9 protein-coding genes and 2 pseudogenes are annotated in these 12,642 nt (G+C 55.7%); 8 read left to right on the forward strand and 3 right to left on the reverse strand.

Annotated elements, in window-relative coordinates; translation table 11 throughout:
- Positions 1-233 (forward strand): hypothetical protein (locus MX571_RS21010; RefSeq protein ID WP_247421268.1); only part of this gene is annotated, 233 nt, incomplete at its 5' end.
- A gap of 55 nt (positions 234-288) precedes the next feature.
- Here MX571_RS21010 and MX571_RS21015 read toward each other — a convergent pair.
- On the reverse strand, positions 289-1,437 hold the full coding sequence (locus tag MX571_RS21015; RefSeq protein ID WP_247421272.1) for a hypothetical protein: 1,149 nt from the start codon (positions 1,435-1,437) through the stop codon (positions 289-291).
- Positions 1,438-1,818: 381 nt separating this feature from the next.
- Here MX571_RS21015 and MX571_RS21020 point away from each other — a divergent pair, with 381 nt between their 5' ends.
- The 6 genes from MX571_RS21020 (at position 1,819) to MX571_RS21040 (ending at position 9,284) form a co-directional block, all read left to right on the forward strand.
- Complete coding sequence (locus MX571_RS21020) at positions 1,819-2,847, forward strand: Cdc6/Cdc18 family protein (RefSeq protein WP_247421275.1); 1,029 nt, start codon at positions 1,819-1,821, stop codon at positions 2,845-2,847.
- Positions 2,848-2,871: 24 nt separating this feature from the next.
- Complete coding sequence (locus MX571_RS21025; protein WP_247421279.1) at positions 2,872-3,996, forward strand: SMODS domain-containing nucleotidyltransferase; 1,125 nt, start codon at positions 2,872-2,874, stop codon at positions 3,994-3,996.
- An 8-nt stretch (positions 3,997-4,004) separates the two neighbouring features.
- The gene (locus MX571_RS21030) at positions 4,005-6,341 is read left to right on the forward strand and encodes a ThiF family adenylyltransferase (protein WP_247421286.1); all 2,337 of its coding nucleotides are present in this window, start codon (positions 4,005-4,007) and stop codon (positions 6,339-6,341) included.
- Positions 6,338-7,585 (forward strand): SAVED domain-containing protein, encoded by a 1,248-nt coding sequence (locus MX571_RS21035; protein WP_247421290.1) that lies wholly within the window; start codon positions 6,338-6,340, stop codon positions 7,583-7,585. Before MX571_RS21030 ends, MX571_RS21035 begins: the two co-directional genes overlap by 4 nt.
- Before the next feature lie 153 nt (positions 7,586-7,738).
- Positions 7,739-7,861, forward strand: coding sequence for a hypothetical protein (locus tag MX571_RS22575; RefSeq protein ID WP_008528531.1), 123 nt, complete (start codon positions 7,739-7,741; stop codon positions 7,859-7,861).
- A gap of 22 nt (positions 7,862-7,883) precedes the next feature.
- On the forward strand, positions 7,884-9,284 hold the full coding sequence (locus tag MX571_RS21040) for a hypothetical protein (protein ID WP_247421292.1): 1,401 nt from the start codon (positions 7,884-7,886) through the stop codon (positions 9,282-9,284).
- A gap of 189 nt (positions 9,285-9,473) precedes the next feature.
- Here MX571_RS21040 and MX571_RS22860 read toward each other — a convergent pair.
- Positions 9,474-9,680, reverse strand: a pseudogene (locus MX571_RS22860) (SOS response-associated peptidase family protein); the annotation flags it as partial.
- Between MX571_RS22860 and MX571_RS21045 the strand changes: the two are divergent.
- Positions 9,669-10,679, forward strand: a pseudogene (locus tag MX571_RS21045) (DNA polymerase domain-containing protein); the annotation flags it as partial. The pseudogenes MX571_RS22860 and MX571_RS21045 overlap by 12 nt on opposite strands.
- A gap of 405 nt (positions 10,680-11,084) precedes the next feature.
- Here MX571_RS21045 and MX571_RS21050 read toward each other — a convergent pair.
- Positions 11,085-12,371: a Cdc6/Cdc18 family protein gene (locus MX571_RS21050; protein WP_247421295.1), complete on the reverse strand. Its 1,287-nt coding sequence runs from the start codon at positions 12,369-12,371 to the stop codon at positions 11,085-11,087.
- Positions 12,372-12,642: the final 271 nt, after the last annotated feature.

A 12,642-nucleotide genomic window follows, 5' to 3' on the forward strand; every position in this document is an offset into this window, starting at 1 on the left:
CCGCTGCAGCCGATTCCGACACAAACCGGCGTATTGGGAACATATCGGGCACCGCTGGCGCGGTGCCCTTGCCCTCTTCGACTTTCAGCCGCAGCTCTCGCTATCAACAATCTACTTCGCAAGAGCGTTATAAAGTAAATAATCCCCGCTTGATGACAGACGAGTACTTTGAATCTGTATTCGAGAAGTTTGAGGAGTTGGCTGAGACGGCGCGGGCCGCCGAACAGTCGTAGCTCCGAACGTTCGGAGATCTAACCCCTCGATTCCAATGGAACCCGTCCCGAGGCGTCACTCAGACGGATTATCCGCCTCAACCAATTCCTCATCTGTCTCTTCCGCAGGATCATTCAAAAACGTGTCCTGGTACTCACCGTCAACGACCCGGTGCGCACGGACCTCGTAGTTCAGATGCTCCTGGCCATACTCTGATCGATCCGGCGGATCATCCACGTACCGGAAACACTCAACAAAGACCGTGCGTGGATGCAGCTTCTCACGCTGATTCAGCTGGATGACGTCCACAGTGTTCCAGACATCCCAGTCCGTCTCCCCAACAAAACGGTCAATCAAATCGTCCAGGTACTCTTCGCTGGCCTCGTAGTTAGCCGCCCCACCGAGTTCAGTATCATACGTCTCGTGATGCGGTGCCGGATCATCCAGTCGAGACGGCACCACCGGCGCCGACACGTCGTGCTCATCTAATGTCTCCTCGACCTCTGCCCGGAGCTCATCATCAGCTCCCGGCGAAAGGATGACGCGATTGATCAGCGTATCCATATTCGCAGACAGGTTGACGTGGGACGGATTGTCCGGCCTGCTCTCGGGTGGCATCTCTTGACCGTCCGTCCGGATTATCGGGTTGCCGCCCCGGTTCGTGAGCAGCCGGAACTCTTGCTCGCTGTCGAACGTTCGATGTTTGTAGAAGTACAGGACGTATGGAATCCCGGTCGGCGTAAATTCCTCCTCGTAATCCAAGTACCGGACAATACCCATATACAGATCCTCTTGATCGGGCGCGATGAACTCCTCTATCTGCCGGTACGTGGTCTCGATCGCTACTCCTCGACCATCTGCGTACATCTCCCAGATCTCTGGGTCCTCATCCGTCCCGAGCCGCCAACAGCTCGCGTAGTAATTCTCACGGGCCGCTTCACGTGCCTGTTCTATTCCGCTGGCAAGATCCATCTCCTCGCCGTTGTTGAGAATCATCGATTCGGTCCGCTCCGAACGCTGCCCCTCTTGTTCACGGGCTGGTTCAGAGGCCTGGCCCTCGCGTTCTTCGTATCCCTCGGCTTGGCCAGCGCGGAACCCGTTTTCGAGTGTGTCGGCGAAGTGTCGGAGGGGTTTGTAGCGCCGGACGATCATCTGGTCTGAGGGTATCATCCATTCGGTGTCTTTGCCGGTGACCGGGCGGCGGGAGGGATCGCCTGATGTCATTTCCTTCGAATTATCCTCTTCACTACTTGTAGGCGACGACGATGAGGCCGGGTACGAACATTCGGTGTCACGACTTTCGAGGAGCGAAAACCAGTCGAAGAGCGTCCCGAAATCTACGGGTTATCGTGGCTGTCGAGAAGGGTGTGGAAATTATATACACAGGAATATGAAACAAAAAGAAGCAATCCATATCTTCGATATCGTAGAATGGGCACCACACTAGTGAGTGGGTCTTGGGTGTTTCCGGAAAAGCTGTTTTCCGCAGTCAAATTTGGGGGACGCAAAGCGATAGCGATGACTCTCCACAGCAGTAAGAGCTTTTCCGGAAACAACCCGGTCAGGCTTTTATGACCTGACCGAAAATCAGACTATCAGAATCAAATGATCCGCGATGCTCGCGTTCTCCGCGCCGGGTTCGTCCCTCGGGAAGTTGAGCATCGCGAGGCCGAAGTCAACCACCTCTCCAGTGTTCTCGAGCCCATCACGAACGGAGAACCAGCCGACACAGCTATCGTCACCGGACCCAGCGGAACGGGGAAGACCTGTATCTCGAAATTCGTCACGGAACGACTTCGGGAAGAAGTTCTCGACGTCGAGACCACCTACGTCAACTGCTGGCGCAACTACACGCGGTTCCGCACGCTTTACCAGATCCTCGACGCCCTCGGCGCGACCATCGACATCCACCGGCAGTCGACGCCGCATGACGAACTCGTCGACCGCCTCCAGCAGCACGACGGCCCGCGAACGGTCATCATCCTCGACGAGGTCGACCAGCTCGAAGACCCCAGCGTCATTTACGACCTCCACAGCCTCCCGCAGTTCGCGATCATCTGCATCGCGAACAAGGAAGAGGAGCTGTTCAGCCGCGTCGACGACCGCCTCGTGAGCCGACTGCGCTCCAGCGAGCACGTCCGGATGGACAAGTACCACGACGAGCAGCTGTACGACATCCTGAGTGCTCGGGCAAAGTGGGGGCTCGACGAGGACGTCATCACCGACGACCAGCTCTACCGGATCGCCGACGCGGCCGCCGGCGACGCCCGCCTCGCAATCGGCATCCTTCGTACGGCCGCCGGCAAAGCAGATCGCGAGAACCACGAGCGCATCACCGACGACATTCTCCTGGACGCCGCCGAGGATGCTCGGGCCCAGATCAAGCAGAAGAGCATCGATTCACTCACGCCACACCAGCGCATCGTCTACGACATCGTTCGTGAGCACGGCCCGCTCGGCCCAGGCGAGATTCATGACCACTATACGGACGAGGTGGACGATCCCCGGACGAAACGGACCGTCCGGTCCTATCTCTCCAAAATGGCTCAGTACAACCTCCTCGAGGCCGAGGGCACGAGCCGGGATCGAGAATACGCGATCATTGAGTCACCGCCAGCTGCAACAACCACTTAAAACGTTCCAGAACATCGATACACCATGACCACACTCCCCACACTGTTCGAGACCTTCCTGTCAAAGATCCGCCCGCAGGACGAGCACAATGATGCCTACAAGGAGGGCCACGAGACCCTCCGCGATCACTTGCAGAGTGACGATGACATCGACGAGTTCTACATTGCAGACTTTCTACAGGGGAGCTATCGTCGGTGGACGGCACTCAGACCGCAGGAAGACGAGAAATCCGACGTTGACGTGGTCTTTGTCTCTGATCTCAGCAGTAATCTCGATACCGATGTTGCGCTAGGAAAATGCGAGCCGTTCCTGGATGAACACTATGAGGGACAGTGGGAACCAAATGCGCACTCCTACAAAATCGAGGAAGAGGAGGTGGAGATCGATCTGGTCTTGACAGCGGCACCCAGCGAGGCAACACGCGACGTCGTCAAATCGCTGGGTTCACTGGACGTGGGAACAGCCCTGAGTCCGGACGACCTTTCAAGCGTGGCGGAGGCCCTCAATATGTCGGCAGATGGCGACGACGAGTGGAAGGACGAACCGCTCAAAATCCCACATCGAGATGAGAACGAGTGGGAAAATACCCATCCCCTTGCAACTATCGCCTTCACCGTTAATAAGAACGATATCACGGATGGTCACTACGTGAACGTCGTCAAGGCCATCAAATGGTGGCGGCGAACAAAGACACCCGACGTCGAAGGGCCGACAAGCTATCCCCTCGAACACATCGTCGGCCAGTGCTGTCCTGATGATATCGACAGCGTCGCTGAAGGCGTAACAAGGACGCTCGAAGAACTCACACGGCGGTTCAAGACCGACGCATTGGCTGAGGAAACCCCCGTCTTGCCTGCTCACGGGCTCCCGGAAAACCCCGAGAATGACGTCCTCAAACAAATCGACGGGGACGATTTCGCGGCGTTCTACGATGAGGCAGAGGATGCCGCAGAGCTCGCGCGAACAGCGCTGGATGAGGAGGACAAAGAAACAGCGAGGGAGTACTGGTACCAGCTCTTCGGTGAGCAATTCCCTCCGTTCGGAAGTGACGACGACACTGACGATGGAGGAGAGAAAGCGATGTCAGTGGGGTCGTCCTCACAGGTAGAGGATCCATCTGACCACCAGTTCGCCAAGTCGGACAGCTGACGTAACAAATGCCTCCCCACGAAATTACAGAAGCCATCGCAGCTATTGCCGAACGAGACGGAGTCACCGTCCTCAAAAACCCATATCGAGACGATAGCAACGGACGGTGGATCGTTAAAATCCGACTGTGTCCCGACGACTTAGTACCCCATCCGGACGTGCCACGCGAGACGGACTGGTATGTCCATCTACGGGATACATACCCCGCCGGTTCAATTGGGATCTACCCTGCGGATCAAGAAGGGAACACCATTACCGCCACATTCCCCCACCAGAAGCTGAACGTGGCTGGGAGCAACGATACTGCATGGCGAAGAGGCGATATCTGTGTTGCTCGGTATGGGCACACCCTCAGTCAAACGGGAGCCACCGGCGAACCCAGCACAAGCCGTGATCGACTCTGTTGGCATATAGACCGAGCATTGCGGTGGGTAAGTAATGCTGCGAAGGGGGAACTCCGGGAACCAGACGAACCGTTTGAAATCCCGGCCTTCGATACGAACTCGGCTTCGGCCCCGACCATCGCATTCAACGAGACGCAGGAGTCGTTCTCAGATTGGAGGACGGCGTATGGACAGTGGGGGACAGTCAATCTCCGCTCGTTGCCAACTGCTGAAGAGACATACGCGACTGTTACGTTCAAAGATAGCGACGATGAAGTCGTCTATCAGCCACAATGGGGCGGATATATCGATTCGAATCCTGATGACTCTGTTTCCGGAGCGTGGGCACTGTTAGAAGAGGTGCCGATTGAACCCCCGTGGGAGGCCCCAGAGACGTGGGAACAGTTAGACGTATTTTTCGAGGGTACCGAGACCGACCCGTACGAACTACGGGCGAATATTAAGCCCGTCTTAGACGATGAGCCGGTCAAGGTCCTTCTAATTGGATTCCCCATCCCAGCAACGGTTGGCGGCGACCCCGAGATCATCTATTGGCAACCAATCGAAATAAAAGAGTTCAAAGATCCGAATGACCTCTCCGGCGGATTTCGAGATACTGGAAAGGGGCCTGAGATAGCCGAACGGCGGGAAGCCGGAGAGGAACAGATTCGGTGGCTGGACTCGGACAACTGGTCGCATGAGCAGCTCACCAGACGCGGGCATATGACAGAGTGGTTTCTAGATCGCAACATCGTACTCATCGGAGCGGGAGCGCTCGGCAGTATGGTTGCTGAGAACCTCGTTCGAGCCGGCTGTAAACAGCTTACCCTCGTCGACAATGATACGTATGAGATCGGCAACGTGGCTCGTCACACACTAACAATCGATGAGGTGGGGCGAAACAAGGCGACAGCAATCGCGGACCGGCTCGAATCCATTGCACCGTACGCCCAGGTCTTTGATGTGGATAGCGCCTTTCCACCGAGCGGTGAGTTGCCGGAGCCAATTAGAGAAGCGGAGGTAGTAATTGACTGTACCGCGTCACGGGGAGTTCGTCGCGCTCTGGATGCGATTAGATGGAATCACCCGGTCGTGTTTTGCTCCGCTGCGATGGGTCGGCGAGCGAACCAGTTGTTCTGCTTCACAGCTTACTCACATACGTTTCCGTACAGAGATTACAACGAAGCGTTCGATCCATGGCGGTTGCAAGAACAGATCGAATGGGACGAAGACGAGGATGCCATCCCCGAACGAGTGGGCTGCTGGCACCCAGCATCAGTTATCCGAACGGACCGGGTGATGACGTGGGCTGGGACAGTGACACGGCTTCTTGATCAGGCGACGGCATTGAGTCTGCGCGAGAATCACTTCACCGTACTCGAGACCGGTAGTGACGACGAGCTGCCGACTATTTCACAGGCCACACCTCCCTACCAGGACGGAACAATATGGCGAGCGCCGGAATCACCAATCACCGTACAGATTCCGGCCACGTGTCTTGAAGCGATGTATGATCGCTGCCGAAAGGAACATCCATGTGAAACGGGCGGGATTCTGGCTGGTACCGACCGTCTCGATGGACCAGCACTGGTGGTTAATGCCCGAGACCCACCGCGGGACTCCATTCAAGAACCAACTCGATTCCTCCGAGGAACCGACAAAGTCGAGGAGTGGCTCAAAGACGCCAGAGAGAGCATCGGCATCGACTATCTCGGGGAATGGCACTACCATCCCGGCGCATCACCCAATCTCAGTCGGGACGATCGAACTGCGATGAATGAAATCGCCAACGACGACGGCTACGACTGTCCGCATCCGCTCCTCTTCATCGTTGGTCAGGACGAAGAGGGTCAGTTCTCGATTAACGCCTATCTATTCCACGATAGTAAGGAATACGAGCAGTTAGAACGGATTGACAACCCAGATGCTGCTTCAACTCTCAACGTCGGTGACGATATATGACTGATCCAACTGGCCGTGTATTTCTCAGCTATAAGCACGAACAGACGAACGTCGCCAACTTCCTGCAAACGGAACTGGAGCGACACGGGGTGCCGATTTGGCGGGATATCTTCGATTTGAAGCCGGAGCCACTCAGAGACGAAATCATCGACCAGTTGGAGAACCCGGAAACGGCCAGTGGTATTGCGCTCGTCAGTGAGGGCGTAGCCGACTCCGACATCATTCTTAACGACGAGTTGCCGGGATTCAACAAGCGCTGGGACGGGGATGATGAGTTTTTCGTGGTCGTTGTGCCATGTCCCGATGTCAGCGTTGGAGAAGCCAAATCGATACTCAACGAGGCACCGATCCTCCACGACTTTTCCGCCTGGAAAATGCTCCCCCTGGAGGAGACCACGGCTGACAAAGCTACAGAGATCGTCCAGACCGTCTTATCAGAGCGGATCGAGCGGATAGATGGGTATTTACCGGACGGTGAGCCTCTCGAATGTTCACTTGACACCTACGAATCGCCGGCTCACGACATCGATCCAGCGATTGCTATTGACTGGTCAAGATCGTTCGAACATGGCCCACCATCCCAAGAAGTATGGAACCAGCGTCTACTCCCGGCCTTAACCACGGTGACGGACTGCCTCATTCAAAACACATCGGGGCGTCCCCTCCGCTTCCGTGGCCGAACGCATCTTCCCGCTGCGTTTGCGGTCGGTTACTGTCTCCCAACCACACGTCGTATCCAAGCAACGTGGATGCAACCCACCGACCCTGCCGGGATGACAGAATGGGCACTCGATATCGACGAAGAGGAAAGCGGGTTAGAAGGAGAGCTCCAGCGACAACCGAATCACGGATCCGAGCTTGCGGTGCTCGTCAACATCGCGGCCGATGTGCAACCGGAGATAGACCAGATGCATAACAACCTTCCGGATTTCAACGGTGTGCTCAGATTGACACCGGAAGATGGGCCTGATGTGGAATTGTCCCCGGCACAGGCAGCCCATGCTGCAGATGTTTTCCGTACCAAGGTACGAGACGCGATCAAAGAACTGCCAAATACATCGACCATTCATCTCTTCATAGCTGGCCCGATGGGGCTCGCCTTTCTCTTCGGGCGAAACTCAAACACTCTTAGACCGATCCAGACCTACCTCTATAGCAAAGACGAGGGTCGGTACTATCCTGCTGGTCGATTACAGGATCAGTCACTCTCAGACTGCTCAGGCACCGCCTCAGAAGAGCAATAGCAAATCAGTGCCCATTGCCAGAAGAGCATCGACTCGATCATTTCGCACCAGCGCGTCGTCTACGAGGTGATTAAAGGACTGGTAGGTCGTGTTTTGTTGACCGAGAGAATGCACCCCCGTGATTTATTACTGCAGGAGCGATTATGTCCTACTATGAGCGCAAAGGGCCAGCTCCGTCGGTTCGAGAACAGGGCGCAGTTGCTGCGCCATATCTCTGAGGAAACCGGCACGGACATCGACACGCTTTGGGACGAGTACGAAGCCCAAGTCGAATAGAGCTCTTTGCTGTTTTTGACGCGTGGGCGACGACACTGATTTCGACTTATCGTTCGCAATAGATGCAGAGACAGTCTCTCTGAGCCCTATCGGGGAATATCAGGTTCTCGACCTGGAAGGGCCGGTCGTCATCGTTGGAGATGCGTCGTACCGCGTCGTTCCGGTCGGTGAGGAATCAGACGCGTCAGAAGATGTCCGGGAACTTAGCGTCGACGAGATACGTGCTGCACTCAGCGAACTCGCTGACAACGACGACTTTCAGTCAATCGTAGACAATTGCCCGACGAATACGCCGCTCGTCTACGACGACATCGATTATTTGACTCGCCATCTCCCCACAACTTCGCTCCAGAAGTGCCAGAAGCTGAGTGAGAGCACCCCTTTCGAGAAGGAATTACTCCTCCAAGTTGCCTACGTAGAACGCCAAAACTCTCTCGTCGGGCACTCAGACAACGTCCTCGAGTATTATCTCGAACAGCGTACTGAAATCGCTGAAAAACTCCGGTCCGCCGACGAGATCGACAGCGACGTTGAGCGGTCATTCTTTTCGTATCTCCTCCTCGCCTCGGCACTCATCGAAGAGTTGACGACAGAAACGGTCCTCAACGAGCTCTTTCGCGAGGAAGCTCGTCTCGACAGCATCACAGAGCACGTTCGGAGTATGGGGCACGCGAAGCGATTAGAGAAACTCTGTGATATCCAAATACTGACCGGAGGTGACCATGGATCGCTTGTCGAGGTCAAAGGACGTAGAAACAACCTCGTCCACGACGCGCAGAAGCGTGCAGGCCTTGACGAACTCGAATCGCGTCGTGAAGTCGCACAGATTCTCGAACAGACTGATCGATGTGCGTCCGTCCTATTGACGATCTCGGGAAAGAACATCGAGTCAGTCATCGCGAAGCGGGGGTGTGAGCCCTATATCGAACACGCTCAATCTGAGGCAGTAGCCGACACAATCACAACCTGGGAACAGGAGAATCCAGAGCGCCTATCGAGACTGCACGACTGTGAAAGAGCAACCATCGAAGAGATTCGCTGGGATACCGAAGAGAGTGACCCTGGGAACAACATCACGGAGGGATTCACGTTTGATGGATTTGATGACGAAGAGCTGTATGAGATACTGATGGAGTTCGTCGGTGATGCCTCACAGGCGTTCCTCGACCGGATTGATGCCGATGCAAACGAGAGCAATCTCGATCGCTTCGATTTCGCAGTGATGGTGCTGCTCTGTGCTGGTCACAGTTACGAGGAGATTGCCCGGTGGCTGGATACTGACGAAAAGTATGTCCAGCGGAAGGAGAACGTGATAGCCTGGAGAGCTTCGCAGTTCGAGAAGGATCTGGTTGAGGAGATCCCCCGCCCAGAGGGCCCAACATGGCCATCGGACACGGCATCAGATGATCAGGATAGGTGCTAGCCTGATAACAGACGAGTCATCGTCGCATAGTACGTGATGCTCTCTCAGCGGAAGGTACACATGGATAAGACCGAGCGTAAGCATCTCGAAGACCGCCTCACGGCAGAAGGTACCATCCGGAATCGAGAGTACTCGCTCGTCGATTCGGCAGCTGCGTCGCCAATGGAGTGACCGTGACCCCGTCACCGATCAGGAACTGAACTCGCCGAGGCCCGATTGCTCGTGGTCCAGCGGCTCGATGACCTCGGGATCGTCGTTGCCGGGATTGTTGACCCGCGTCGAGATTTCGTAGGCGTCCAGATCGTCTTTCGGGTACGGCTGGCACAGTTCCTTTCGGGTGTCCAGATCTGCGGCGAGCCAGTCGGATTCCGCGTCCCTCGGGAGGACGACCGGGGCTACCTCGTTGACGTGTTGTAACCGATTATCGACGCCCGCGACGAGATCAAGGCGGCCATCCGTCGCGAAAATGAGCGGGATGACCCCGACGAGGACCGACTGGCGGAACTCGAGGGGCGGTCGGGAGCGCTGAAGTGGATTCTCGTCGCTTGGTTCGGGTATCAAGGATTCAGCAACGCGAAGTATGAGAGAATTGAGTGCCACGAGGCAATCAACGCGTTCGCTCGCGATATTCTGCTTACCGCCAAACAGCGACTGGAGGACGGCGGCTGGCGGGTCGTCCACGGTATCGTCGACTCAATCTGGGTGACTCCGGACCCCGACGTCGACGACGATGACCTTGAGGGCCTCAAGGCGCTCGTGACGGAAATCACGGAACGCGTCGAGATTCGGCTCGAACACGAAGCCCACTAGGACTGGGTGGCGTTCGTGCCGCAGCGCGAGAGTAGCGCCGGTGCTTTGACCAAGTATTTCGGAAAAGTCGCTGATGAAGACGAGTTCAAGATACGCGGTATAGAAGCGCGGCAACGCTCAACGCCGCCGTTCATCGAGACGATCCAGCGTGAGTGTCTCGAACGGCTCGACGAGAGCCGGTCGGCGGACGCCGCACTTGAGCATCTCCAGGATGCTATCAACCAGCTTCACGCCGGAACGGTGCCGGTTGATGAACTCGTTGAGCGGAATTGTGTCTCAAAGCCACTCGAAGGATATTCACAGAATACGCAGAACGTAGCTGCTTTGAAGCGGGCTCGTGACCAGGACCTGGCCGTCCATCCCGGACAGGATCTCGAATACATAGTCGTCGACGACGAGAAACAGTCGAGAGACCGCGTCGCCCCCGCCCACGAAGAGGTCGAGACCTACGACGCCTCCTATTACGAGACTCAGCTTATCAGAACTGTCGAGAGTGTTCTATCTCCCATCGGGTGGAATCGAGACGATATTCGACGACAGCTCGGCGAAACACGAGTAATCGGTATCACCGACTTGGCCAGATGACCCCTATTTCGCGTTGTGAATGGATTAGGGGGAGACCAGACACCCCTATTTCGTGTTGTAAGACACCCCTTTTTCGAGTTGTAAAAGTCGTCTTTTCAGTCGATATAGCTCTTCTATAGCTAATATCCGGTTTTGGAGGTACTGGCTCGGGTTCCAGAGTGGAAACGAAGGGGTTAGTGAACGGATGGCACTGTTCGATCACTGGGCTGTTCAATGAACCACCCCCCTATTTCGAGTTGTAAGCGACGAGATCGGCCACGAGAACAGCGGACATGCGGGTGGACCCCCCTATTTCGAGTTGTAACGCAATACTCGCCTTGAACATTGAAGGCCAATATCAGGAGACCCCCCTATTTCGAGTTGTAAACCGCGGGGAGGTCTAGTCCGACTCGGTCAATCGACCCGCTAGTTCAGGAACGAGTTCATCTGCGACTTGGCGACCGATCGCATCATTTCTTCTTCGCGCTCTAACTCTGCGAAACGGTCGTCTTCCAGTATCCGTTCCATGATCGACTCGGGGTCTTCAGCGAGATCGAAGTGCATGTGGATACCCTTGCCCCTCCCCCGACCACGTCGGTCGAACTCGAGGATACCGTAGGTCGCTTGTTCGGTGACGTGATTGACGAAGGTCTCTCGTCCGTAGAAATCGGCATCCAGGATGTCGCAGACGTACTGATAGAGGCTGTAGGAAGGACCGGCTGGAATCCAGTCGACACCAGCAGTTGAATAATAGTCCGTTGCAGCGACGGCGAAGATACAGAGTTTCTTCTGCGTCGACAGCCCCCCGATGTGGCGCAGTTTCCGGTCAGAGTCGTATCGCTCTTGGGCGGTCCGGACGTGGGTTTCCAACACCCGTTCGTCCCCCTGCTTATCGGCTAATTCGCCGGACCACCGAAGCAGGTCAATAGCCTTCCGTGCATCACCATGGGTTTGCGAGCCGAACGCAGCCACGAGCGGAACGACGTCACTCGCGAGAGCTTCTTGTTTGAATGCGTCTTCGCGGTTTCGGAGGATATGTCGGAGCTGCGTCGCGTCGTAATCCTCGAAGAAAATCTCGTCAGGGTTGAACGAGCTGTTTGCTCGGCTGTTGAGATCAGACATGAAATCGACGTAGTTGGTTATCGCGGTAACAGAGACGGGGCCGTCGAAGCGACCGAGATCGCGAGCCCGCGACAACTGGTAGAGAAGCGAATTGTACTCTGGTTCAGAGTATGGACCATCGAGCATGTCGATCTCGTCGAGAACAAAGATGACGCCATCGTAGTGCTCGCGCATAATTTCCCAGAGGCGCTCGAGTTTCTGGTCTGTCGAGACACCACTCTCGGGAACACCAGGTTCATCCTCGATATTCATCGTCGCTTCCTGGATCAGACGATAGACAGCGCGACTGGTGGTGCCAGGTCCCTCACAATTTATCGAAAACACACCGAACCGCATTCCCTGAGCCTCGCTCAGCTCGACGATTTTCTTACAGACCGCGTGGATAATCAGCGACTTCCCGGTTCCAGACGGTCCGGTCAACAACATATCCGGAATCCCCTGACCCTGGAGTGCGGGCTTTAGATTCGTGATGACGGTCTTCAGCTGGTCATCGCGACCAACGATTCGATCTTCGTCGATGATGGTGTCGGGGCGAACCAGATCCTTATTCTCGAAGACAGTTTCGACAGATTCGGATTGGAGTTCATCCATGATCGAGATGCCGCTCCCCGAATCACCGAATGTAGATTGGCTGGTGTCGGACCCGTCAGAATTGCTCCCCCCATCTCTCGGAACTTCGTCTATAGAACCAGACTGTTCCGTCTGATTATCTATATCCGGCGGTCCATCACCCATGTCTCCATCCTCTGTAGGCCTAGTATAAATAAATGAAGGGCACCGATTTCGATTTGTAAACGCGAAGGTTCAACCGACGGAGTGACTGAGTCGGCTATCTCTTCTTTTCCAGGCTCGAACCGCTGTC

Source organism: Halomarina salina, assembly GCF_023074835.1.
In the GTDB taxonomy this organism is placed as follows: domain Archaea; phylum Halobacteriota; class Halobacteria; order Halobacteriales; family Haloarculaceae; genus Halomarina; species Halomarina salina.

Excerpts from the sequence above, each read along its gene's own strand:
- MX571_RS21035 (WP_247421290.1), top strand. The coding sequence starts at position 6,338 with ATGACTGATCCAACTGGCCGTGTATTTCTCAGCTATAAGCACGAACAG.
- MX571_RS21030 (WP_247421286.1), top strand. The coding sequence starts at position 4,005 with ATGCCTCCCCACGAAATTACAGAAGCCATCGCAGCTATTGCCGAACGA.
- MX571_RS21015 (WP_247421272.1), bottom strand. The coding sequence starts at position 1,437 with ATGACATCAGGCGATCCCTCCCGCCGCCCGGTCACCGGCAAAGACACC.
- MX571_RS22575 (WP_008528531.1), top strand. The coding sequence starts at position 7,739 with ATGAGCGCAAAGGGCCAGCTCCGTCGGTTCGAGAACAGGGCGCAGTTG.
- MX571_RS21020 (WP_247421275.1), top strand. The coding sequence starts at position 1,819 with ATGATCCGCGATGCTCGCGTTCTCCGCGCCGGGTTCGTCCCTCGGGAA.
- MX571_RS21025 (WP_247421279.1), top strand. The coding sequence starts at position 2,872 with ATGACCACACTCCCCACACTGTTCGAGACCTTCCTGTCAAAGATCCGC.
- MX571_RS21050 (WP_247421295.1), bottom strand. The coding sequence starts at position 12,371 with ATGGATGAACTCCAATCCGAATCTGTCGAAACTGTCTTCGAGAATAAG.